This window comes from Kitasatospora sp. NPDC004289 (assembly GCF_053602875.1).
This window is the reverse complement of the sequence record NZ_JBSGEL010000047.1, coordinates 1-23,289: the sequence shown is the minus strand read 5'-3', so window position 1 is coordinate 23,289 and position 23,289 is coordinate 1. Positions and strand designations below refer to the sequence as shown.

General features: G+C 74.1%; 18 protein-coding genes. 12 read left to right on the top strand and 6 right to left on the bottom strand.

What is annotated here, in order from left to right:
• Nucleotides 1-3 precede the first annotated feature (3 nt).
• The gene (locus ACWEPF_RS27295) at nucleotides 4-1,650 is read right to left on the bottom strand and encodes a glycoside hydrolase family 13 protein (RefSeq protein ID WP_452174613.1); all 1,647 of its coding nucleotides are present in this window, start codon (nucleotides 1,648-1,650) and stop codon (nucleotides 4-6) included.
• Nucleotides 1,651-1,853: 203 nt separating this feature from the next.
• On the opposite strand from ACWEPF_RS27295, the gene ACWEPF_RS27290 reads away from it, so the two are divergent.
• Both ACWEPF_RS27290 and ACWEPF_RS27285 read left to right on the top strand, forming a co-directional pair.
• Nucleotides 1,854-2,285 (top strand): YciI family protein, encoded by a 432-nt coding sequence (locus ACWEPF_RS27290; RefSeq protein WP_452174612.1) that lies wholly within the window; start codon nucleotides 1,854-1,856, stop codon nucleotides 2,283-2,285.
• A gap of 8 nt (nucleotides 2,286-2,293) precedes the next feature.
• Nucleotides 2,294-3,448, top strand: coding sequence for an RNA polymerase sigma factor (locus ACWEPF_RS27285; RefSeq protein ID WP_452174645.1), 1,155 nt, complete (start codon nucleotides 2,294-2,296; stop codon nucleotides 3,446-3,448).
• Here ACWEPF_RS27285 and ACWEPF_RS27280 read toward each other — a convergent pair.
• Nucleotides 3,439-4,041, bottom strand: a complete 603-nt coding sequence (locus tag ACWEPF_RS27280) for a hypothetical protein (protein WP_452174611.1) — start codon at nucleotides 4,039-4,041, stop codon at nucleotides 3,439-3,441. The two genes, ACWEPF_RS27285 and ACWEPF_RS27280, sit on opposite strands and share 10 nt — an antisense overlap.
• Before the next feature lie 301 nt (nucleotides 4,042-4,342).
• Between ACWEPF_RS27280 and ACWEPF_RS27275 the strand changes: the two genes are divergently transcribed.
• The 4 genes from ACWEPF_RS27275 to ACWEPF_RS27260 all read left to right on the top strand — a co-directional run bounded on the left by ACWEPF_RS27275 (nucleotide 4,343) and on the right by ACWEPF_RS27260 (nucleotide 9,639).
• Complete coding sequence (locus ACWEPF_RS27275) at nucleotides 4,343-5,029, top strand: hypothetical protein (protein WP_452174610.1); 687 nt, start codon at nucleotides 4,343-4,345, stop codon at nucleotides 5,027-5,029.
• A gap of 11 nt (nucleotides 5,030-5,040) precedes the next feature.
• Nucleotides 5,041-5,544, top strand: a complete 504-nt coding sequence (locus tag ACWEPF_RS27270) for a hypothetical protein (RefSeq protein WP_452174609.1) — start codon at nucleotides 5,041-5,043, stop codon at nucleotides 5,542-5,544.
• Nucleotides 5,545-5,801: 257 nt separating this feature from the next.
• Entirely contained in the window at nucleotides 5,802-8,348 is a 2,547-nt protein-coding gene (locus tag ACWEPF_RS27265) for a DUF7617 domain-containing protein (protein WP_452174608.1), read from the top strand.
• 67 nt (nucleotides 8,349-8,415) lie between these two features.
• Nucleotides 8,416-9,639, top strand: a complete 1,224-nt coding sequence (locus tag ACWEPF_RS27260; protein WP_452174607.1) for a hypothetical protein — start codon at nucleotides 8,416-8,418, stop codon at nucleotides 9,637-9,639.
• A gap of 6 nt (nucleotides 9,640-9,645) precedes the next feature.
• Here the strand turns inward: ACWEPF_RS27260 and ACWEPF_RS27255 are convergent, their stop codons facing one another.
• The gene (locus tag ACWEPF_RS27255; protein WP_452174606.1) at nucleotides 9,646-11,109 is read right to left on the bottom strand and encodes an amino acid permease; all 1,464 of its coding nucleotides are present in this window, start codon (nucleotides 11,107-11,109) and stop codon (nucleotides 9,646-9,648) included.
• A gap of 400 nt (nucleotides 11,110-11,509) precedes the next feature.
• Between ACWEPF_RS27255 and ACWEPF_RS27250 the strand changes: the two genes are divergently transcribed.
• Both ACWEPF_RS27250 and infA read left to right on the top strand, forming a co-directional pair.
• A complete protein-coding gene (locus ACWEPF_RS27250) occupies nucleotides 11,510-12,283 on the top strand; it encodes a GNAT family N-acetyltransferase (RefSeq protein WP_452174605.1) in 774 nt (257 codons plus the stop codon).
• Between the two features lie 55 nt (nucleotides 12,284-12,338).
• The gene (gene infA / locus ACWEPF_RS27245; protein WP_449795326.1) at nucleotides 12,339-12,563 is read left to right on the top strand and encodes a translation initiation factor IF-1; all 225 of its coding nucleotides are present in this window, start codon (nucleotides 12,339-12,341) and stop codon (nucleotides 12,561-12,563) included.
• 73 nt (nucleotides 12,564-12,636) lie between these two features.
• Here infA and ACWEPF_RS27240 read toward each other — a convergent pair whose 3' ends face one another.
• The 3 genes from ACWEPF_RS27240 to surE all read right to left on the bottom strand — a co-directional run bounded on the left by ACWEPF_RS27240 (nucleotide 12,637) and on the right by surE (nucleotide 15,201).
• Nucleotides 12,637-13,068: an LppU/SCO3897 family protein gene (locus ACWEPF_RS27240; protein ID WP_380148665.1), complete on the bottom strand. Its 432-nt coding sequence runs from the start codon at nucleotides 13,066-13,068 to the stop codon at nucleotides 12,637-12,639.
• Nucleotides 13,069-13,201: 133 nt separating this feature from the next.
• A complete protein-coding gene (locus tag ACWEPF_RS27235) occupies nucleotides 13,202-13,912 on the bottom strand; it encodes a DUF6585 family protein (protein ID WP_452174604.1) in 711 nt (236 codons plus the stop codon).
• A gap of 203 nt (nucleotides 13,913-14,115) precedes the next feature.
• On the bottom strand, nucleotides 14,116-15,201 hold the full coding sequence (surE, locus tag ACWEPF_RS27230) for a 5'/3'-nucleotidase SurE (RefSeq protein WP_452174603.1): 1,086 nt from the start codon (nucleotides 15,199-15,201) through the stop codon (nucleotides 14,116-14,118).
• Between the two features lie 226 nt (nucleotides 15,202-15,427).
• On the opposite strand from surE, the gene ACWEPF_RS27225 reads away from it, so the two are divergent.
• The 4 genes from ACWEPF_RS27225 to ACWEPF_RS27210 all read left to right on the top strand — a co-directional run bounded on the left by ACWEPF_RS27225 (nucleotide 15,428) and on the right by ACWEPF_RS27210 (nucleotide 23,138).
• Nucleotides 15,428-16,081 carry a TetR/AcrR family transcriptional regulator gene (locus ACWEPF_RS27225; RefSeq protein ID WP_452174602.1) on the top strand — a complete coding sequence of 218 codons (654 nt, stop codon included), beginning with the start codon at nucleotides 15,428-15,430 and terminating at the stop codon, nucleotides 16,079-16,081.
• 181 nt (nucleotides 16,082-16,262) lie between these two features.
• The gene (locus ACWEPF_RS27220) at nucleotides 16,263-17,660 is read left to right on the top strand and encodes an NAD(P)/FAD-dependent oxidoreductase (RefSeq protein WP_452174601.1); all 1,398 of its coding nucleotides are present in this window, start codon (nucleotides 16,263-16,265) and stop codon (nucleotides 17,658-17,660) included.
• Nucleotides 17,661-17,808: 148 nt separating this feature from the next.
• Nucleotides 17,809-22,158 carry a hypothetical protein gene (locus ACWEPF_RS27215; protein WP_452174600.1) on the top strand — a complete coding sequence of 1,450 codons (4,350 nt, stop codon included), beginning with the start codon at nucleotides 17,809-17,811 and terminating at the stop codon, nucleotides 22,156-22,158.
• Between the two features lie 149 nt (nucleotides 22,159-22,307).
• Nucleotides 22,308-23,138, top strand: a complete 831-nt coding sequence (locus ACWEPF_RS27210; RefSeq protein WP_452174599.1) for a GNAT family N-acetyltransferase — start codon at nucleotides 22,308-22,310, stop codon at nucleotides 23,136-23,138.
• Nucleotides 23,139-23,289: the final 151 nt, after the last annotated feature.

Sequence of the window (23,289 nt, the reverse complement as noted above, 5' to 3'; positions counted from 1 at the left end):
TCGTCAGCTCCGGGCGCCCGCGCGGAGCCAGACGGCGGTGTCGGTCGGGAGCGAAGCGCCGTCGAGCGGCGAACTGGCAAGCAGGACGGCCTCGTGGGTGGGCAGTGGGACGGTGCCCGCCGATAGGTTGACCACGCAGGTGAACCCTCCCGGGCGGGTGAAGGCGAGCACGCCGGGAGCGGCGGGGAGCCAGCTGAGGGGGCCCTCGCCGAGGCCGGGTTCGGCGCGGCGCAGGCGCAGGGCGCTGCGGTAGAGCTCCAGCGTCGAGGACGGGTCACCGCTCTGGGCGGCGACCGTGAGGTCCTTCCACGCACCGGGCTGGGGCAGCCAGGGCTCCCGCGCGGCGCCGGGCGGGGTGAAGGCGAACGGCGGGGCAGAGCCCGACCACGGGAGGGGGACGCGGCAGCCGTCGCGGCCCGGGTCGGTCTGCCCGGACTGGTGGAGCGTCGGGTCCTGGCGGACGGCGGCGGGCAGGTCCTCCACTTCCCAGAGGCCGAGCTCCTCGCCCTGGTAGACGTAGGCGCTGCCGGGCAGGGCGAGCGAGAGCAGGGCAGCCGCGCGGGCCCGGCGGGTGCCCAGGCCCAGGTCGACGGGGCTGGCGTGGCGCGTCCCGCCGTCGAAGGCGAAGGCGGTGTCGCGGCGGCCGTAGCGGGTGACGTGGCGGGTGGTGTCGTGGTTGGAGAGCACCCAGGTGGCGGGCGCACCGACCGGCGCGTGCGCGGCCAGGGTGCTGTCGATCACCTCGCGCAGTGCGTCGGCGTCCCAAGGGGCCCTGAGAAAGGGGAAGTTGAAGGCGGTGTGCAGTTCGTCCGCCCGCAGGTAGCGGGCGAAGCGCTCCGGATCGGGGCTCCACAGCTCGCCGACGAACATCCGCTCTCCCGGGTAGGAGTCGGTCAGGCGGCGCCAGGAGCGGTAGATCTCGTGCACCCCGGGCTGGTCGGCCCAGGGCAGCGGGGTGCCGGGGCGGTGGTCGGCCCGGTCGGGGAGGCCGGCCTCCTTGACCAGCGCGTCGGTGACGTCGATCCGGAAGCCGTCGACGCCGCGGTCGAGCCAGAAGCGCAGGGTGGCCTCGAAGTCGGCCCGGACGTCCGGGTGTTCCCAGTTGAGGTCGGGCTGCTCCGGGGCGAAGAGGTGCAGGTACCACTCGCCTTCGGTGCCCTCCGGTCCGTCGACGCGGTGCCAGGCGGGGCCGCCGAAGTAGGAGGTCCAGTCGTTCGGGGGCAGCTCACCGTGGGTGCCCCGGCCGGCCCGGAAGTGGAAGCGCTCGCGCTCCGGCGAGCCGGGGCCGGCGGCCAACGCCGCGCCGAACCAAGGGTGTCGGTTGGAGACGTGGTTGGGCACCAGGTCGACGACGATCCGCAGACCGGCCCGGTGCACCTCCTCGATCAGGGCCTCGGCCTCCGCCAGCGTGCCGAACAGCGGGTCCACGTCGCGGTGGTCGGCCACGTCGTAGCCGCCGTCGGCCATCGGGGAGACGTACCAGGGGGAGGTCCAGAGCGCGTCCACCCCGAGCTCGACCAGGTGGGAGAGGCGGCGCCGGATGCCGGCGAGGTCGCCGACGCCGTCCCCGTCCCCGTCGGCGAAGCTGCGCGGGTAGATCTGGTAGATGACGGCGTCCCGCCACCACGGGCGGACCTCGTGACCGGTCATTCGGTGCCGACCTCCTGTCGGGTCCGGACGACGCGCCGGGCGACGGCGTGCCTCCTCCCAGACTCCGGGCCCGCCGGAGGCCTCCGCAAGAACTTCCGGGAAAAGAAGTCCGCCGGGGATGTCGAGAAGCCGTGTCCGGCTCCGTCCCAGGGGTGAGCGCGGCCAGAATGGGCCCCGCCGCACCGCACGGAGGAGAAACGATCATGGCCAAGTACCTGCTGCTGAAGCACTACCGCGGCGCCCCGGCGCCGGCCAACGACGTGGCGATGGAGCACTGGACGCCGCAGGAGATCACCGCCCACGTCCAGTACATGCGCGACTTCGCCGCCAAGCTGGAGCAGACCGGCGAGTACGTCGACGGGCAGGCGCTCGCCCCGGAGGGGACCTGGGTCCGCTACGACGGGGAGGGGCGGCCGCCGGTCACGGACGGGCCGTTCGCCGAGACCAAGGACCTGATCGCCGGGTGGATGGTGATCGACGTGGACACCTACGAGCGGGCGGTGGAGCTGGCCGGCGAGCTGTCGGCCGCGCCCGGCAAGGACGGCGAGCCGATCCACGAGTGGCTGGAGCTGCGCCCGTTCCTGTCGATGCCGCCCGTCGACGCCGACCTGGACTGCCACGGGTCGGCGGGGTGACCCCGCCGGTGGACGAGGTGCTGCTGCGCACCCTGACCCCGGGCGTGCTGGCGGCCCTCGTCCGCCGGGGTGCCGACTTCGCCTCCGCCGAGGACGCGGTGCAGGAGGCGCTGGTGGAGGCCTTCCGGACCTGGCCGGAGGCCGGGGCACCGCGTGACCCCAAGGGGTGGCTGGTCACGGTCGCCTGGCGGAAGTTCCTCGACGGCGCCCGGGCCGAGAGCGCCCGGCGCCGCCGCGAGGAGCTGGTGCACGAGGAACCCGAGCCCGGTCCGGTGTCGGAGGCGGACGACACGCTGCGGCTCTACTTCCTGTGCGCGCACCCGTCGTTGACCCCCTCCTCGGCCGTCGCGCTCACCCTGCGGGCGGTCGGCGGGCTGACCACGCGTCAGATCGCCCAGGCGTACCTGGTGCCCGAGGCCACCATGGCGCAGCGGATCAGCCGGGCCAAGCGCACCGTCTCGGCGGTCCGCCTCGACCGGCCCGGGGACGTGGCCACCGTGCTGCGGGTGCTCTACCTGGTCTTCAACGAGGGCTACGGCGGCGACCTCGACCTGGCGGCCGAAGCCATCCGGCTGACCCGGCAGTTGGCGGCGGCCGTCGACCACCCCGAGGTGGCCGGCCTGCTCGCCCTGATGCTCCTGCACCACGCCCGGCGCGCGGCCCGGACCGATCCGGACGGCGCCCTGGTACCCCTGGCGGAGCAGGACCGCGGCCGCTGGGACACCGCCGCCATCGCGGAGGGGGTGGCGGTGCTCCAGTCCGCACTGGCCCGGGACCGCCTCGGTGAGTACCAGGCGCAGGCCGCGATCGCCGCGCTGCACGCGGACGCGCCCTCCGCGGCGGAGACCGACTGGGTCCAGATCGTGGAGTGGTACGACGAGTTGGCGCGGCTGACGGACAGCCCGGTGGTCCGCCTCAACCGCGCCGTCGCCGTCGGCGAGGCCGACGGCCCGCGCGCCGGCCTCGCCGCCCTCGCGGAGGTGGCCCCCTCCGTCCCCCGCCACACCGCCGTCTCGGCCCACCTCCACGAACGCGACGGCGACCTCGCCACCGCCGCCCGCCTCTACGCCGAGGCCGCCCGCCACGCCGCCAGCCCGGCCGAACGCGACCACCTCTTCCGCCAGGCCGCCCGCCTCAACTCCCGTCCGGGCCTTCAGCCGTAGCCGTCCAGCCGGCCCCGCCGGCCCGGCGTGCGGTTCGGCCACGGGCGGCCGGCCCCCTCGGAGGCGGCGTCGCGCAGCAGGTCGAGCGCGGTGCCGCCGGGGTAGCCCTGGAAGCTCGCGTACGCCAAGCGGTGGTACGCGTTCCAGTAGCTGACCACACGGCGCTCAGTGCGCGCGAAGTACTCCGGGTTCTCCACGACGAACCGCCCGTACACGGCGCTCCCTCGGGAACCCGGCACGAGCAACTCCCGGTAGCCGTACCGCAGATCGGTCAGGATCTCCAGCACGTACTCGCCGGCCAGCTGCACCGTGTACGGCACCACCCACGGCTCGGTGGCGGTGAGCAGCGTCACGGCCTCGACGACGGCGCGCACCATCCGGACGGCCTCCGCCGGACCGCAGGCGGTGCCGATCGCGTCGCCCGCGCCCAGACGGTCGCGCAGGTCGAGGCAGGCGCCGAGGGCGGTCAGCACGGGCATCGGGGCGTGGTCGGGCAGGGCCAGCTCGGCGAGCAGGGGTTCCAGGTCCTCGGGGCCGAGGAGCGTTCCGAAGTGGCGCGGGTCCATGTCCGTGTACGGCGGGTGGGTGCTCATCGGCGCCAGTCTCACCGCGGGGTGTCGGGCCGGTCCAGCGGATTTGCGGCAGACCGCTCGCTCTCGCCCAAATCTCCCCAGAAGCAGGCAAGTTGGCCTGGTGTCACAGCGCTCCCCCAGGACTTCCTCAGAGGATGCTCAGGAAACCCGGCCGACATAGCCGGGCATGTCCGGGTATCGGAGTCGATCAAGCTCAAGTCTTGCTCAGAAGATCAACTTGAGGCTGTACAGCAGATGAAGACCGGCCATAACTTCTTCACATCAGCCGCCGGGGGGCGGCACAGATGTGAAGAGGTTTCAAATGAGTGTGCAGGTCAAGAAGGCTCTCGTGGTCTCCGCGTTCACCGTTCTGATGGCCACCGGCATCACCGCGCCGGCCTTCGCCTCCGCCGGTCTGCCCGCGGCCCCGTCCGGTGTGGCCGCCGTCGAGGACGCGGGCACCGAGGTCCCGGTCGAGCCGCCGGTCACCGAGACCGAGGGCGACCTGGTGGAGGTCACCGACCCGTCCGTCGAGCCGGCGCCGGGCAAGGGCCCGAACAACGTCCCGGGTACGGACTACTGCGGTCCGGCGCACGGCTACTACAACACCACCGCCAACTACGGCAAGGTCATGCGCGGCGTCGGCGTCGACCAGGCCAACTACAACGGCACCTCGCGCACCATCAAGTCCGTGTTCAGCGCCGAGGCGTCCGGTGAGGTCGGCATGGCCATCTCCGGCGAGCTCAAGGTCAGCGCCAACTCGCTGCTCGTCAACGTCGAGGGCAAGTACGGCGTCGACCTCTCCGCCAAGCTCACCGCCAAGCTCGGCAACGCCACCTGGGCCGAGACCCCGCCGCGCCGCACCACCCACGCCCGCTACGGCGTCTGGCGCCTGAAGACCGCGGGCACCAGCTACACCATCTACAGCAACTGCTCGACCTCGCCCAAGAAGACCGTCGTCGCCTACACCCCGCAGAACGTCGGCTGGTACGTGTGGGAGACCGCCTGAGCCGGTCCCCGGTGACCGCTGAGCGACGCACCGCACTGGCCACCCTCGCCGCGACCCTGCTGCTGGTCGCGGGCGTGGGGGCCTGCGGCGGGCCGGACCGCACGGCACCGGCCGGGTCGGCAGCCGAGGCGAAGGCCTCGGCGTCCGCACGGCCCGGCGAGCGGCTGGAGCACGTGGCGTCGCAGGCGGTCACCGAGGCCCCGAGGATCACGGACGAGACCATGCTCGCGAGCGTGTCCGACCGGACGGGCAGTCACACCCTGCCCATCAGCGGCGGCCTGACCCCTGGCCCGGTCTCGGTGATGGTGGTCTGCCAGGGTGCCGGCACCCTCACGGTCACCCTCGAGCCCACCGGCCTGGGCTTCCCGCTGGAGTGCGTCGCCCATGAGTCGAGCACCACCTACAACCAGATCGGGCTGCGCAACGCCCGCCCGGAGGCGGCCGTCAAGGTCGACGCACCGGCCGGCGTCCGCTGGTCCCTGAGCGTGGCCAAACCACCGCCCACCGGCGGGTGACGGCGCCACCACCGCACGACCCACGAGCGCCCCGGCCCCGGCCGGGGCGCTCGTCGCGACCCCAGGGCCGCGAATGACCGTTCCGGGCACCATTCCTGACGATTCGTCAGCCGATCGGCTGTGCTTCGTGTCCGAATTCCTTCCGATCACCATATCTTCCGTTCATCGCTCCTTCGCGCGCGCACCGCTCCCCTAGGGTCGCCCCCGGGAGGGCTCCGGCGCCGTGCCGGGTGCCCACCGACCCAGGTGGGGAATCCATGCTGAGAACGCTCTTCGCATCCCGAACCAGCCACCTCCTCCGCGCCACCACCGCCGCCGCGTCCCTGACCGCCGCGCTGCTGGTCGGAGTCGCACCGTCCACCACCACCGCCACGGCCGCCGAGAGCGCCACCGCCTCGCCGTCCACCCTGACCAAGTCGGTCCGCAACGTCACCCACCCCGGCGCCACCACCGCCGAGCACGGCGACACCGTGGACTGGGCCGTGTCCTACCGCGACGCGGTCGACTCCCCGGCCGCCGCTCCCGCCACCGTCACCGACCCGATCACGGGCGGCGGGACGGGACCGGGCACCACCCAGACGTACGTGCCCGGTTCGCTGCGCACGCCGCCCGGCTGGACGCCGTCCTGGTCCACCGACGGCTCCGCCTTCACCGGCACCGACCAGGGCGCCGCCACCACCGCCGTCCGCGCGACCAAGGCGGACGCCCGCCGCGACGGCACCGAGCTCTCCGCCCCGCTGCTGCCGCCGGTGAAGCCCACCGTGCAGGCCACCGGCGGGGACGGCTTCACCCCGATCCTGCACCGCACGGCCCTCGGTCAGGTGCAGTCCTGGAACATGTACCACCACGTCGCCGCCGCCGCCCGGCAGGTGGTCTGCAGCGACCTCGGCACCGGGCAGCCGTGCCCCGGCGGCCCCTGGCCGCGGCCGCTCAACAGCACGCCGGGGCCGCTCGGTTCGGGAAACACCGGTGACATCGCCTCCACCCTGACCCCGCAGTACGTCGAGGACCCGCAGCGGCCGGGCACCATCTACTACCCGGGCGTCTCGGGCGGCAGCGTCGGCGTCGGCTGCCTGGACCTCGATGCCCAGGCCAACTGCGGGTTCTTCCCGCTGGCCCCCGTCGCGAGCACCCCGTCCGCCGCCAACGGGCTGGCCGGCCTGGTCGGAACGGGCGGCCGGCTGTACGGCGTCGCCAGCACCGGGCAGGTGCTCTGTCTGACCATCAGCTCCCGCACCCCGTGCGCGGGTCAGCCGTACGCCGCGATCGTGCCGCCCAACCACGACCTGCCCGGCTCCCCCGGCGCGCTCTACCTGGGCGCCACCACCGTCGCCGACGGCAAGGTCTTCGCCTCCTCCTCCCCGCAGAGCGGCGGATCCACCGTCGCCGTGCCGCCCGCGCTGGGCTGCTTCGACCCGGCGACCGGCACCGCCTGCGCCGGCTGGGAGACCCCGAAGCCCGCCGCCCCGAGCGCCGCGTACTACACCTACAACGCGTACACCGCCTACGACGCCGCCGGCCACGCCAACGGCGTCTGCACCACCACCGTCGGCGGAGCCACCCTCAACACGGCCTGCTTCACCCTCGGCGGCGCCCCGCTGACGCCGCCCACCACCCTGGCCGGGATCGGCGGCGGGGTGCTGACCTTCAACCCCGAGGTGGTCACCGCCAACGGCGAGACCCGCAGCTACTTCCCGCTCTGGAGCGGCGGCATCAACGGCGCCACGGCCTGCCACGACTGGACCCACGCCGCGCCCTGCGCCGGCTTCCCGCTCCCGGCCAAGCACCCCGGCGTCAACGGCGGCGTCACCCGTGACTACGGCTACGCCTACGACTCCACCACCCGCTGCCTGATCGCCCTCGGCGACGCGGGCGTGCTGTTCTCGGTCGACCCGGCCACCGGCACCTCGCCGTGCGTGCACAGCGGGGCCACCGTCACGCTGCGGCCCGCCGACTTCTACTGCGACGGCGCGACCGGTCACGTCCAGGCGTACACCCGGGCCGAGTTGACCGGCATCGACCTCGCGCACGCCGACCTGGCCGCCTCCCGGGTGAGCGTCACCGACCCGGACGGCGCCGTGCTGGCCAGTCCGCCGCTCACCGCCGACGGGGTGATCGACCTCAGCGGCATCAGCGCCGCCGACCACCCCGCCGTCACCGTCTCGGCCCAGCTGGTGCTCACCTCCGCCGTCGACTTCGAGAACGGCAACCAGCCGGTCCTGACGGTCCGTTACCAGGGCGACGCCCCGCAGTTCTGCTTCCGCACCGTGGTCTCGGCCGACTGCGCGGCCACCCAGCTCTCCAACACCGCGACCGGCGTCGACGCGGCCGGTTCCTTCGGCTCCAACACCGTCGCCCTCGCCGTCGCCCCGGGCAGCGGCTGCCAGCCGAAGGTGACCGTGGTCAAGGAGATCTGTGCCTCCGACCACCCGCACGACTGCGACCCCGGCGGCCCCGGCCCCTGGGCGAAGACCAGCCCGGTCGGCCTGCTCCGCCTGCTCGGCACCGCCCACTGGCGGATCACCGTCACCAACGCCGGGCCGGTGGCCGCCACCGGCGTCCAGGTCAACGACGCCGCCACGCCCGCCTGCCGCAGCGCGGCCGGCACCTTCGACCTGGCCGCGGGGACGAGCCGTCAGATCCACTGCAGCTCGCTCCTGCTGGCCCTCCCCATGAAGAACACCGCCTCCGCCACCTTCGTCCCCGCGAACTCGCCCCCGGGGACCGTCCCCACCACCACCGCCGCGTCCTCCGCCGTGGCCTGCTCCCTGCTCTGCATCCTGGCCGCACCCGACCAGGGCTGACCGGGCCCGACGCCGCCGACCGGAATCGGCCTCCGGTCGGCGGCGCCGGCCGTTCTACGCTGGTGCCATGGAGAGCCGCCGGCACGGTCTGATCGACGCTCAACGGGCCTACTCGGAACAGGGATTCGAGCTCCTCCCACCCGAGGAGGTGGCCGGCCTGGGGCGGGCCGCCCTGCTGCGCTCGGCCCGGCAGGTGGCCGAGCTGCTGGCGCTCGTCTACGGTCGGCAGCCCGGCGAGGACGCGCTGGCCGCGGAGGCCCGGCAGCTGGCCGAGGACGCGGTGGCCGGACGGGTCCGGCTGTTCCTGCTGCTGGACGGGCAGGGCGAGGTGGTGGCGACGACCAGGTACACCCTGGTCGAGCCGCTCTTCGAGGACGGACCCGTGCGGTACGAACTCGGCCGCACCGGCAAGCGTCCCGGCGCCCGCCCGGGCCTGGCGGCCGCCCTGCTCGACGCCCGGGTGCCCTGGGCCCGCGAGCACCTCCCGGAGGCGGACCACCTGGTGACCCACACCCGGGTGGCGCTGAACCGGCCCGGACGGCCACCGGTCGGCCCCGTGATCAGCAGTCAGCTCGCGCAGGGCTTCACCGCCACCCACGCCGTGCGCTCCCACATCGTCGCCCGGACGGCGGCCGAGCCCTTCGTCGCCACCTTCGCCCCGCGCGACCCGACCTCCTGGCGGGCCAGCGCCCGGCAGCACCCCCTCCGGCTGCCCGACGGCCCGGACTACGGCCTGCTGGCAGCGATGTGGACCGAGACCACCGGCGTCGGGGCGGCCCCGCTCCCGCCCGCCGGCCGCGGCACCTCGGCAGGGACGACGAGCGCGGCGGCGACCGGGGCGGCGGCGACCGGGGCCGCATTGACCGGGGCGGCGTCCGGGCTGGTGACGCTGCACCAACTCGCCGCACCGTCCTCGACGGTGGAGTCGCTGCACCTGCTCTCGGCCCGGCCTCCCCACGGCGGCCGGCCCGTCCCGGAGGTGCCCGCCCGGGTCGGGCCGGACGGGGCGTACGCCTCCACCGGGCTCTCCGACCGGGTCGTGGTCGAGGACGACGTGCTCGGCGCACCGGACGCCGCGGTCCACCTGGACCGGCTCCACCGGTCCGGCTTCCGCCCGGCCGGATGGGCACCCTCCCACCAGCGGGCGGGGCGCCCCGCCCTGGTGCTCACCCGTCCGGGCTCGCTGCCCGGCCCGGCGACGTCCGTCGCCCCTGCCGACCTCCGCGCGTTCGCACGACTACCGTCCACCGGACGCTTCCTGGCCCACGTCCTGAGCCGCCGGCCCTCGTGAGGCGGATCAGGCCCGGTCCGCCGCCGCCGTCTCCGCGACACGGCGCCGCACCAGGTACCAGCCACCCGCCAGCGCGGCGGCGACCAGCGGCAGGCAGGCCACGGTGGTGCGGCCGACGCCGCCGTCCAGCCACATCAGGACCAGCACGGTGACCAGGAAGCCGAGCGTGACGATCTGCGTGTACGGCGCCCACGGGAGCCGGTAGGACGGCCGGTCGACCACACCCTGCCCCGCGCGGCGCCAGAAGAGCAGCGAACAGATCATGATCATCGCCCAGGTGCCGACGATGCCGATCGAGGCGAAGTTGATGACCAGTTCGAAGGCCTCGCCGGGCATCACGTAGTTCAGCACCACGCCCAGCACGCCGAACCCGGCGGTGAGCAGGATGCCGCCGTACGGGACGCCGCCCTTGTTCATCACCCCGGTGAACTTCGGCGCCGAGCCGGAGAGGGACATCGAGCGCAGGATCCGACCGGTGGAGTACAGGCCGGAGTTGAGGCTGGAGAGCGCCGCGGTGAGGACCACCAGGTTCATCACCCCGGCGGCACCCGGGATGCCGAGCTTGTCGAAGACGGTGACGAAGGGGCTCTGGCCGGCCGAGTACGCGGTGTAGGGGAGGATCAGCGCGAGCAGGACGACGGAGCCGACGTAGAACAGGCCGATCCGCCACATGATGGAGTTGATCGCCTTGGGCATGATCTTCTCCGGGTTCTCGGTCTCCCCCGCCGCTACGCCGCACAACTCGACCGAGGCGTAGGCGAAGACGACGCCCTGCAGCAGGAGCAGCATCGGCATCACGCCGCTCGGGAAGATCCCGCCGTTGTCGGTGATCGTCGCCAGGCCGGGGGTGTGGCCGTCGACCTGGTGCTGGGTGACCACCAGGTAGATGCCCACCAGCATGAAGGCCACCAGTGCGGCCACCTTGATGATGGCGAACCAGAACTCCATCTCACCGAAGTACTTGACCGAGATCAGGTTGGCGGTGAGCACCACGGCCAGGGCGATCAGTGCCAGCAGCCACTGCGGGACGTCGCTGAACATCGCCCAGAAGTGCGCGTAGGTCGCGGCCGCGGTGATGTCGGCGATCGCGGTGGTGGCCCAGTTGAGGAAGTAGAGCCAGCCGGCCGTGTAGGCGCCCTTCTCGCCCATGAACTCGCGGGCGTAGGAGACGAAGGCGCCGGAGGACGGCCGGTAGAGCACGAGTTCGCCGAGCGCCCGGACCACGAGGAAGGCGAAGACGCCGCAGACGGCGTAGGCGATGAAGAGCGACGGCCCCGCGTTCGCCATCCGGCCGCCGGCGCCCAGGAACAGGCCGGTGCCGATCGCCCCGCCGATCGCGATCATGTTGACGTGCCGTGACTTCAGGTCCTTGCGGTACCCGGCGTCACCGGCGTCCACGTGTGCCGATCGCGCCGACGGCGGTGTGCCGTCCGCGAGTTGGGGCTCCGTGGTCGTCGTGCGGTCACTCATGGAGTCGAGTCGCCTTCGTGAGGGGGAGTGTGGTCGCGCGGTCGGGCGGGGACGGAGTGGGTGGTCGTCGCGAGCATGACCGAGCGGCACATCCTCACCGGTCGAAGGGGAATCCGGCTGTGGCCGATGTCACGTTCGGGGATGATTTGCGCGAAATTTGAGCCTTTGACGCGATCTCGCCCGTCAGGTCGTGCGCGGGGCCCGGGCGGTGGGAAATCACTTGGGCCCGCCGTCCCGGCCTTGCTACTGTGTTGATCACCGTGACCGCACGCCAGGAGGTGAGACCCGTGAACGCAGTATCGACGTGGGTGCTCCCCCTCTTCTTCACGGTGTGCGACTGACCAGGACGGTGTCGTCGGGAGCGCCTCTCCACACAGGCACTCCTGAGAGGGCGACAGCCATGCACCCTTCCCCCCTGGTCCACCGCGTCACCGACACCGAGTGGCAGGCCGTGGACGACGGCGGCCACGTCATCGGCCACGGCGACGTTTCGTACCGGCCCGACGGCCGCCGCTTCCTCAGCATCGACGTCTGGCGGGACACCGCCTTCCCCCCGCTCGCCGCGGCGATGTCGGCCGCCCTGCCGGCCCCGCTGCACGCACTCGTCGGCGAGGCCGACTCCGGACCCGACTCGCGCTGGCGGCAGGCGGGTTACGCCTTCTCCCGGCGCGAGGTCGAGTACCGGCTGCCGACCGCACCCGATGCGGCGGCTCCCCCCTCGGTCTCCCTCCCCGCGGGCTTCACGGTGCTGCCGGGGACCGGGGCCGACGAGGAGCTCCTGCGCGGACTCGACCGCGCCCTGCGCGAGGAGATCGACGCCGCGGCGGGCTGGCACACCATGCCCGCCGAGGTGATCCCGCGCCCGGCGGGGACGGTCCTCGGCGATCCGGCGCGGTACGCGGTCGCGGTCGCGGACGACGGCGCGTACGTCGGGCTGGTGCGGGTGGCGGTCGTCCCGCGCCGCGCACGGATCGGGCTGGTCGCCGTCCTGGCGGGCGCCCGGCGGCGCGGCGTCGGACGGGCGCTGCTGGCCCACGCCCTGGGCTCGCTGCACGCGGCGGGGCTGCCGTCGGCCACGGCGGAGGTGGACGCGTCCAACCTCGCCGGCACGGCCCTCGTCGAGGGCTTCGGTGCGCGCCGGGTCGGCAGCGTGGTGGAGCTGATCCGCCACTGAGGACTCCGTGTCCTCCTGCACGTCATCAACCCAACCCCCAAGGAACGAGGGACCTTTGCCGAGAACAGCGAACGGCATCGAAGTCGAGGGCACCGTCGTGGAGTGCCTGCGCAACGCGGTCTTCAAGGTGGAGCTCGCCAACGGGCACCACGTACTGGCCCACATCAGCGGGAAGATCCGGAAGAACCGCATCAAGATCCTCCCGTTCGACCGGGTCCTGGTCGAGCTCAGCCCGTACGACCTGACCCGCGGCCGCGTCCTGTACCGCTACCGCACCTGACGCGGCGTCGGACAGGTCAAGGAACGACACCGCCCCGGGGGGATTTCCCCCCGGGGCGGTGTTCAGCCGACGCTTACTTCTTGGGCGTCAGGCACAGCACGAACTTCTCGCTGCCCAGCTGCTGGGAGAGGGCGTCGAACTCGTCGCCGCACTGATTCCCGTCGAAGGTGTTGTCGATGACCTTCGAGACCGTGTGGGTGGCCTTCGACTCGCCGCAACCGACGGTCTCGACCTCCGGGTTGTTCTCGCTGCCGGTGACGGTGACGCAGTCACCGACCTTGGCGCGGACCGGACCGTCGGTGAAGGCGTCCCGCACCGCGACCTTGATGACCGCCACGATCACGATCACCAGGAGAATGCCGAGCAGCGAGAGCAGCTTCTTGCCCATGCTCTTCTTGGGCTTTGCCGCCTCCGCCTGGATGGCGGCGTCGTAGGCGAAGGGAGCCGGGGCGCCGTTCTCCGACGGCGGCACGGGCTGGCCCTGGGGGTTCTGCGGGGTACTCATGGGGTCCTCTGCGTCAGTGGCTGCGTGGCAGTGCAGGGCGCAGGTTATCCGCAGCTATTGCGCGCGTTTCGGACAATGGCGACCTACCGGCCCACCCGTGATTCAAGTGAGATGCAAAGAATTGTTAAAGGACTCAGCCGTGCAGGTGCTCGACCACGGCCAGGAACACGAAGAAGTTGGGAATCTTGTGGACCGGCGTGTTGGACCACGCGAGCGTCTTGCCCTCCTTGGCCACGCACACCACCCCGTCCTTGACCTCGATCCGCTTGATCTCGTCCCACCGCAGCCCGCCCCGCTTCACGGTCGAGATCCCGCCGGCCCCCACCACGATGTCGCCGAACCGCACGTGCTCGCCCCGGCCCAGCATCTCCAGCACACCGGGCAGTTGGGCCCTGGTGAGCTCGTGCTGGATGGCGGCGCCCCAGACCTCCGGGGTCGCGTAGAAGTCCGTCAGTTCGATCTTGGAGTTGTCCGGCTTGAACAGCGTGTAGAGGTAACTGGTGCCGACGTAGACCCCGTTGACGTGGTTCCTGGTCACCCGCTGCAGCACGGCGGTCGAGTCCCAGCGGAACGCGACCGGCCCGGTGCGGTCGCTCACGACCAGCCCGTGCTCGAAGCAGCGGATCCGCTTCGCGGCCTGCTTGGCATTGAGGTTGGGCGTCTGCAGGAGCCGCCAGCCGAAGTACAGACCGGGCAGCACCAGGACCAGCCCGAACAGGGTGAGGAAGGCCATGCCGGTCAGGGCCATGGCGCTCATCCGCTTCGGACCGAAGCTCGCCCGGAGCTCCCCGAGCCCTTCGGCGGCCGCGAGGGCCGCGACGTCCCCGGGTATTTGCTCCTGCACCGAGGCCGAAGGGGAATCGACGTGTTGCACTGACGCCTCTTTCATCACCGGGAATCGCGGGTCTGCCCAGGCGGGCCACCGGATGCTACTCGCCGCCCCCCTCGGCCGAAACGGCGGGCCCGGGAATTCCGAACTCGATCTCGGTGAACATCGGCAGTCGGGCGTGCCCGGGTTCCCGGGCACGCCCGCGGCGGCGAGGGGCGTCAGGGCCGCGGGGCCTGGTGGTCCACGAAGTGGCGCAGGCGCAGGAGGTCCTGGGTGGCGGTCAGGTGCGCGGAGAGGGTGCGGTCCGGGGTGACGGGCGTCAGGGAGACGCGGTTGTCGCGCAGGAGGGCGGTGGAGTCGGCGTCGGGGCGGGTCTCGGTGCAGGGGTCGCCGGGGAGGTCGGAGCAGCGGCCGTAGGTGATGTCGTAGCTGGCGGAGTCCGAATCACGGGGTTGGTAGGCGTGCCAGACCACCCGGCCCTCGCCGACGGTGGTGAGGCGCGGGGCACCGACGGGCCGGCCGGCCGTGACGTCGGGGTGGTCGACCTTGAGGGCGAAGTGGCCGCTCAGCAGGGAGCGTTGGCGCAGGGCGGCGATCAGGCGGGCGCCGTAGTCGGCGGTGGCACGGTAGTTGGCCAGGGGGAAGGTGAGGTTGTCGGCGTCTCCGGCGGTGGAGAACGCGACGGCGGGGACGCCGAGCTCCACGGCGGCGAGGGCGGCGCCGACGGTGCCGGAGTCGTTGACCTGGGCACTGACATTGGGGCCCGAGTTGATGCCGGTGGCCACCAGGTCGGGGCCGTCGGTCCAGCCGGCCAGGTCGGCGAGGCCGGCCCGGAGGGCGAACTTGACCGTGTCGGCGGGGGTGGCGCTCGCGCTCGCCGGTCCGCAGGGGGCCGCGCCGAGGCAGAGGCCATGGACGGGCGATCCGGACGGGGTGCCGGAGCAGTCGGACTGGTAGCCGGCCGGGAGTTGGGTGCGGTGGGCGAGGGTGACCACCCCGCCGTTGGTGACGGCGGTGCCCCGGCCCGACTGGACCTGCCAGGGGGCGATCACCACCACGTCGGCTCCGGCCGCGCACAGGGCGCGCCGCAGTTCGTAGAGGCCGAGGCCGTCCGCATTGCCCAGCTTGGCGGCCTGCATCGAGTCGTCGTTGGTGAGCAGGACCCGCAGGCCGGCGAGCGGGCGGGCCGGGGCGGCAGGGGCGGCGGCGGGGGCGGGGGCGGCCGAGGCGCCGGTGGGGGCGGCGGCAGTGGCCAGCAGGAACGCGCATGCGGTGGCGGCGAGTTGGCGGTGACCGGATCTCATGGCGGGGCCTTCCGAGGTGGGGGTGAAGGACTGTCAGCGGAGCGGAGAGGGGAGCAGCACGGCGACGGCGCAGGTCGGCGGGGGTGGGGGCCGACGGCGCCTCGGGGCATCGTTCGCTGGGGTGCCCAAAGGGAACCATGAAAACCGAGCACCCCATAGGTTTTCAGCATGTGGCCCAGGTCACACCGCGGAGCCCGCCGGAGGGGCCGTGACTAAGGTGGCGGACATGGACGTCAAGGGTGGAGCCACAGGCCGGCGCGGGCCGCGCGGCAGCTACGCGGTGGGGGACGAGCGGCGGACCCGCATCCTGGACACCGCGGTCGAGCACTTCGCCCAGTGGGGTTTCCACGCCACCTCGCTGACCCGGATCGCCAAGGAGGTCGGCATCACCCAGGGCGGGCTCCTGCACCACTTCCGCACCAAGGAGGCGCTGCTGGTCTCGGTCCTGGAGGCCAGCGACGAGAACGACGCCGTGCGGTTCTTCACCGAGGAGTGCGCGAGCGTCGCCGAGTGGTTCCACCGACTGCTCGACCTGACCGCCCACAACGCCCAACGGCCAGGCCGCACAAGGATGTTCAACGCCCTGGTCGGCGAGTCGGGCGACCCCGACCACCCGGCGCACGCCTTCTTCGCCCGGCGCTACCGCACCCTGGTCGAGGAGGCCGGCGGCTCGCTGCGGCGCGGCGTGGAGAGCGGCGAGCTGCGGGGCGACACCGACTGCACCGCCGAGGCCCGGCAGCTGCTGGCGGTCATGGACGGCCTCCAGCTCCAGTGGGTGCTGGCCCCCGCCTCGGTGGACATGGTGGAGCAGCTGCACCACTACGTCGACCGGCTGTACCGCGCGCTGAGCACGGCGGGCCGGGCACTGCCCCCGCGCTGAGCGCGCCCCCGCCCACGCTGAGCGCGCCCCCGCCCGCACTGAGCCCCCGTCACCACCCTCCCCCCGGCGGCCGAGGCCTCGGTCCTTATGTCAACACGGTTGACCTTAAAGTCGGGCCGGGGTTCTGATGGCGGTCCGACGAGGAGCCCCCACTCCTCCGTACCCGTAGGAGGCCCCCGCCATGGCCGACGCCGTCCGCGCGCTGGAAGACGCGAAGCCCGTTCCGTTCTGGCTGGACGACCCGGGCCGGCCCTCGGCCGCCTCGGCACTGGTCGGCGACACCCGGTGCGACCTGCTGGTGGTCGGCGGCGGTTACGCCGGCCTGTGGACGGCGCTCATCGCCAAGGAGCGCGACCCCTCCCTGGACGTGATGCTGATCGAGGCCCAGGAGACCGGCTGGGCCGCGTCCGGGCGCAACGGCGGCTTCTGCGAGGCCAGCCTCACCCACGGACTGGGTAACGGCCACCAGCGCTGGCCCGACGAGCTCGCCACCCTCGAGCGCCTCGGTGCCCGCAACCTCCAGGGCATGGAGGACACCCTCGAGCGCTACGCCATCGACTGCGACTGGGAGCGCTCCGGCTCGATCGTGGTCGCCACCGAGCCCTACCAGCTCGACGGGCTGCGCGAGTTCGCCGAGCTGGCGGAGCGTTACGGCGGCCGCCTCACCCCGCTGGACCGCGATCAGGTGCGCGCCGAGATCGACTCCCCCACCTTCCTGGGCGGCCTCTGGGACCGCGAGGGCGTCGCCATGGTGAACCCGGCCAAGCTCGCCTGGGGCCTGCGCCGGGCCTGCCTCCAGCTGGGCGTGCGGCTGCACGAGCACACCCGGGCCACCGGGCTCGCCGAGTCGGGCCCCGGCGTCGTGGTGCGCACCCCGTACGGCCGGGTCGCGGCCCGGCGGGTGGCGCTGGCCACCAACGCCTTCCCCTCCCTGCTGCGCCGTCACCGGCCGTACACCGTCCCGGTCTACGACTACGCGCTGATGACCGAACCGCTGACGGACGACCAGCTCGCCTCGGTCGGCTGGCGCAACCGGCAGGGCTTCGCCGACAGCTCCAACCACTTCCACTACGTCCGGCTCTCCGCGGACAACCGCATCCTCTGGGGCGGGTACGACGTCGTCCACCAGTACCGCAGCCGGGTGCGGGCCGAGCGGGACCAGCGGCCGGAGACCTTCGCCACCCTGGCGCGGCACTTCTTCGAGACCTTCCCGCAGCTGGAGGGCGTCCGGTTCAGCCACGCCTGGGGCGGGGCGATCGACACCTGTACCCGGTTCAGCGCCTTCTTCGACCTCTCGCACCGGGGCAAGGTCGCCTACACCGCCGGGTACACCGGCCTCGGCGTGGGCGCCACCCGCTTCGGCGCGGAGGTGATGCTCGACCTGCTGGCCGGACGCCGCACCGAGCGGACCGAGCTGTCGATGGTGCGCCGCAAGCCCCTGCCCTTCCCGCCCGAGCCGATCCGCTCGGCCGGCATCGGGGTCACCCAGTGGTCACTGACCCGGGCCGACGCCAACGCCGGACACCGCAACGTCTGGCTGCGCACCCTCGACCGCCTCGGCCTGGGCTTCGACAGCTGACGGACCGGCACCCCCGGGCGCGGAGCGCACGGGGTTCCTCCGGAAACAGGTCAATCACCTGTCACATCCGTGTCCTTGGTGGCAGCATGGTCCCCGACCGAGCGGGTGGGGTGGGCCCCGGGGAGGGCGCAGCTGATCGGGGTTGTCCATGCTGGCTGAGTCGTGGGGCACCAGTGTCGGAACCGGCGCGGCCGATGCCGCGGGGCGGTACCTTCCGCCGGCCTGGCAGTCGCCGCCGCCGCTGGACTCCGGGTGGTTGGTGGAGCAGCCGAGCAGGCTGCTGGACGCCCGGTTCGCGGTGGTCGGGTTCACCGGCCGGGAGCCGGAGTTGGTGTCGTTGCGGGTCTGGTGCGCGCAGGACCGTCCGCACGCGGTGCGCTGGCTGCACGGCCCGGGCGGCCAGGGCAAGACCCGGCTGGCCGACCAACTCGCCGAGGAGCAGCGGCAGTCGGGCTGGCAGGTGGTCAGCGTCGACGGGCCGGAGGGCGGCGGCGGGCCGGGGCGTCCGGCCGGCCCTGGCGGTACGACCCCGGACGAACGGGCCGCCGGGCTGCTGGTGCTGGTCGAGCAGGCGGACCGTAGGCCGGTCTCCGAGCTGGCCCGGCTGCTGGCCTCGGCGGTGCCGCCCGTGCCCGGGGTGCCGACCAGGGTGCTGCTGCTGGCCCGCGGCGACGGACTGCGGCACCCGCTGGAGGCCGCCTCCGAGCAGCCGACCGTCACGGACTCCCAGGCGCTCGGCCCGCTGGGGCCGGAGGCACGGCGCGCGCTGCACCGGGCGGCGGTGGCCGCCTTCGCCGCCCAGTACGGGGTCGGACAGCCACTGCGGGAACGGGACTTGGGCCATCCGGAGTTCGGCCTGGCGCTCACCGTGCTGCTCTCCGCCCTGGACAGCGTCCTCGACGCCGCACAGCCCGCGGAGACCGCGGAGCCTTCGGTCGTCGAGGCGACCGCTGTCGACCGCGCCGCGCTCACCGTGCGGCTGCTCGACCGCGAGCAGGCACACTGGGCGCTGCTGCACCGCAGACCGACGGCGGGAAGGTTCAGCACTCCGCCGTGGGTGATGAGCAGGGCCGTCTTCGCCGCCGCCCTGGGCGGCCCCCGGGCCTCCGACCAGGCGGCCGAGCTGCTCGGCGCGCTCGGCCTGGACCACCCCGTCTCGGCGGTGCTCGCCGACCACGCGCTCTGCTACCCGCCCTCCGAACCGGGCCGCGAGCTGGCGCCGTTGCGGCCCGCCACCCTCGCCGAGGACTTCCTCGCCCTCACCCTCCCGGGCCACGCCGTCGGGTACCCGGCGCAGCCGTGGGCCGCCGGTGACGCCGCCGCCGTGCTCGGCCTCGGGGCGGCCGGCCGTTCCGGCTACGGGTACGGAGCCGGGTACGGGGCCGGTCCCGGTGCCCGCACCGTCAGCAGCGCCGGCGCCCACGGGGACGGGGCGGACCCCGCCGCCGGGGCCGCGGTGCTCCAACTCGCCCTCACCGCCGCCCGCTGGCCCCATGTCCTGCCGCAGCTGCTGCACCCGCTGCTCTCCGCCGATCCGTCCCTGGCCACCGCCGGCGGTACGCCCGTCCTGCTGGCCCTCACCGAACTCCCGGGCATCGAGCACGAGTTGCTGGAGCGGGTGCTCGCCACCCTGCCCGCCGATCCTCCCCCGGACCTGCGACCGGGCCGGGCCGCCCTGCTGGTCAAGCTCGCCGGCCACCGGTTGGCGCGGCACCCCGAACCGGCCGAGCACGCCGCCGTGCTCCGCGAACTGGCCTCTTCGCTCGCCGAGTTGGGACGGAATGAGGAGGCCGCCACCGCCGGGCGGCGAGCGGTGGAGCTGCTCACCGCGCTGGCTGCGGGCGAGCCCGCCGAGCACCGGGCCGTCCTGGGTGAGGCCCTCGGCGCGCTCTCCGTACTGCTGGACCGGGCCGGGCACGGAGCGGAGGCGCTGGCCGCCCAGGAGCGGGCCGTCGAGGTGCGCTCGGCGCTGGCCTCGGCCGATCCGGCCCGGCACGGGCCGGGGCTGGCCGCCGCGCTGGTCGCGCACAGTGCACTGCTGGAGCGGGCGGGCCGCTGGGGCGAGGCGCACCGGGCCGGGTGGGCGGCGGTGCACCGCTACCGCGAACTGGCGCGGCGCCACCCGGGCCACCGGGCCGGGCTGGCCACCGCACTGTCGGCCGCCGGTGCGCTCTCGCTGCGCGGGGTCGACGAGACGGACGAGCTGGACCCGGCCCGCGAAGCGGTCGGGCTCTGGAGGGAGTTGGCCGCCGAGGACCCGGCCGCGCACCGTCCTGCGCTGGCGGCCGCGCTGCTGCGGCTGCGGCACGACCTGGCGCGGGCCGGGCGGCGGGGCGAGGCAGTGGCGGCGGCCGAGGAGGGCGTGGCGGTGCACCGCTGGCTGGCGGCCACCGACCCGGAGCGGCACACCGCCGCCTTCGCGGCCGCGCTCGGCAAGCTGCGCAACAGCCTCACCGAGGAGGGGCGGCACCCGGAGGCGGTGTCCGTCGGCGCCGAAGCGGTGGGCGTCTGGCGGCAGTTGGCGGAGCGCGCGCCCGCCGTGCACCGGCGTTCGCTGCTCGGCGCCCTGCACGGCCAGAACGACGTGCTGCGGGCCGCCGGCCTGCCGCCCGAGCCGGAGCCGAGGAACACCGCCCCGCGCGTGCCCCACCCGGCCGCCCCGGGCCGCTCGTTCGCCGCGCCCGGCCCCGCCGCCACCGCCGTCCCCCTCCCCCGCACCGCCGACCCCGCGCAGGCTCCCGCCACCCCGCAGGGCCCGCCCGGGGGTCACCTGCGCCAGGAGTGGGTGGAGGAGGACGCCGCCCCGGACACCTCGGACCGGCCCGCTCCCGAACGGCCGTCCCGACAGCGCCTGTTCGCCGCCCCGGGCGGTCCCGGGGAGGGCGGCGCCGGACAGGGCGGAGCCGGACAGGACCGGCCCGGGGCGGACGTCCACGGGGAGGACGTGCACGGGCAGGGCGAGGACCGGGCGGCCGGGCCCAGGGAGCGGCACACCCCGGCGACCCCGGCGGTCGGCGCCGCCTCCGACCGCCACCCCTCGCCGCCGCCCTCACTCGCGGTGCACGGCTGGCGCGCCGGCCACCCCGAACCACGCACCCGGCCCCACGAGGACCCGGCCGCCCTGGCCGCCCTCGCCGACCGTCTGGCCCGGCAGCGGGACTGGCCCGGCCTCTGGGCGCTGGCCCGGTCGGTGCCGGTCGCCGACGCCGCCCGCCTGGCCCGCCGCCTCCCGCTGCGCCGCTGGCAGCCGGACCACCCGGCCGAGCTCGAACTCGCCCGCAGACTGGCTGGGTTGAGCATCCGCCGGACGGCCGACCTGGTGGCCGCCGAGGCGGCCTCGGTGCCGGTCCGGCTGCCCGCCGAGTTCGACCTGTTCAGCGCCGACTACCTGGCCTTCGCGCACGGCCGGCCCGCCCTGGCCGTGGCCGCGATCGACTCGGCGGCGCAGCAGGAGTCGGTACGGGTGCTCGACCTGGAGCGGGGCAGCAGCCTGACGCTCCATCAGGGTGCCATCGGCCATTCGGCCATCGCCTGCCTCGGCCCGGAGGAGGTGGTGGCCGCCTGGCGGCCGGCGCTGCCCGGCCCGGAGGCGGCGGGGGTCTTCGAACTGGTGCGGCGCGGCCCGGAGGGTGCGACGGCGGTGCTGGGCGCCGGCCCGGCGATGGCCGGGGCCCGTACCGTGCCGACCCGCGACGGGCAGGTCTCGGGGCTCCGGCTGGCGCCGGGGGCGCTGGTCCAGGAGGGCCGGGACGCGGCGCGGCCGGTGGACCTGCGGCCCTGGGGCCTGACCCGGGGCGACCTGCTGGCGGTGGAGCCCAGCGGGCGGCGGCTGGTGGTCTCGGACGGGTCCCGGCTGGTCGCGGTGGACTCCCGGCTGCGGGCCGCGCTGGCCACCGCCTCGGTGCCGGCCGAGCTCGGCGAGCTGCTGGACCTGGCCTTCGCCGGGCCGGGCGCGCTGATCACCTCGGGTGCCCGGGGCGGCCTCGGGCGCTGGGAGCCGGACGGCACGGTGCTGCGGCTGACGGCCTGGCAGCCCGGGCCGCTGCTGCACAACCTGTTCGCCGTCCCGGCCTGGGGGGTGGTCGGCGGCTACGCGCCGGGCGAGGGGCGGGTGCACTTCTTCGACCCGTACGCGCTGGAGCCGGTGCCCGTCCCGGTCCAGTTGGCCACCGACCTCCAGCTCAAGGTGGTCGCGGTCTCGCCCGACGGCCGGTACGTCGCGGCCGCCGGACGGCCCACCGCCGAGCCCTCCCGGCGGCGCCCGTCCCCGGAGTGGGTCACCCTGGTCCACGACCTCCACCACCCCGGCGCGCTCCTCGAGCGTCCGCCGGCCGCCCTCTCCCCCGCCGAGGCCGCCGCGCTCGCCGCACTCGCCGCGCGCCCGACCCCGCCACCCGCCCGCCGGAGGGCCGAACGGGCGGGCGTGGACGAACTGTTGGGCCTCGCCCACGCACTCGCGACGCAGGGAACGGCCCCGCTCGGAGCCCGGCCGCGCTGACCGTCGGGGATAAAGGTCCGATAAGGGTCCGGCATTCAACAGGTGCACATCTCAACTCCCCCGGTTCGTCATACGAACGCCAACCGGTCTGGAGAGACATAGGGGCAACACGATCTCGCGCTCCAACCCACGCCCCTGGAGAGCCTGCCATGGCCATTGCCACCGCCACCTCACCGGCCGCCAAGCTGCCCACCCCGCGCAACGGCGCCGCCCCGGCCTACTCGGTCTCCCTCGCCACCGACGAGGCGGACGTCCGGGCCGCCCAGCGGCTGCGGCACGACGTGTTCGCCAACGGCATGGGAGCCGTCCTCGACACCCCCGAGCCCGGCCTGGACATCGACCCGTTCGACGAGTTCTGCGACCACCTGCTGGTGCGCGAGAACGAGACCGGCGAGGTCGTCGGCACCTACCGGCTGCTCCGCCCGGAGCAGGCCGCGAAGGCCGGACGCCTGTACTCCGAGACCGAGTTCGACCTCCGCAGGCTGGCCGGGATCCGCAAGGACATGGTCGAGGTCGGCCGCTCCTGCATCGACATCCGGCACCGCGACAACGGCGCCGTGATCAACCTCATGTGGGGCGGCATCGCCCGCTACCTGGTCGACACCGGCAACACCTGGGTGGCCGGCTGCTGCTCCGTCCCGCTGGCCGACGGCGGCGCCACCGCCGCCGGGGTCTGGGACGCCATGACGGCCCGCCACCTCTCCCCGGAGGAGTACCGGGTGGCCCCGATCCGCCGCTGGGACCCGACCGGCGTGCTCCGCCCCGAGCGCACCAACATCCCGCCGCTGCTGCGCGGTTACCTCCGTCTCGGCGCCTGGGTCTGCGGCGAGCCCGCCCACGACCCGGACTTCAACACCGCCGACCTGTACGTGCTGCTCTCGCTGGAGCGGACCGACCCGCGCTACCTGCGGCACTTCCTCTCCGCCGGCGCCGCCCCGCAGGCCCCCGCCGCGCCCGCCGCCTCCACCACCTCGGACTGACACCGTGTCGGTCTGGCTTCCCACCTCTCCCTGCACGCCCGAGAGCTGTCTGACCGATCCGGGCCCGACCGTGTCCGCAAGCACCGCCTCGGCTTCCCCCTGCTCGCCGACCCGGACCGCGCCGTCGCCCGCGCCTACGGCATCACCGTCC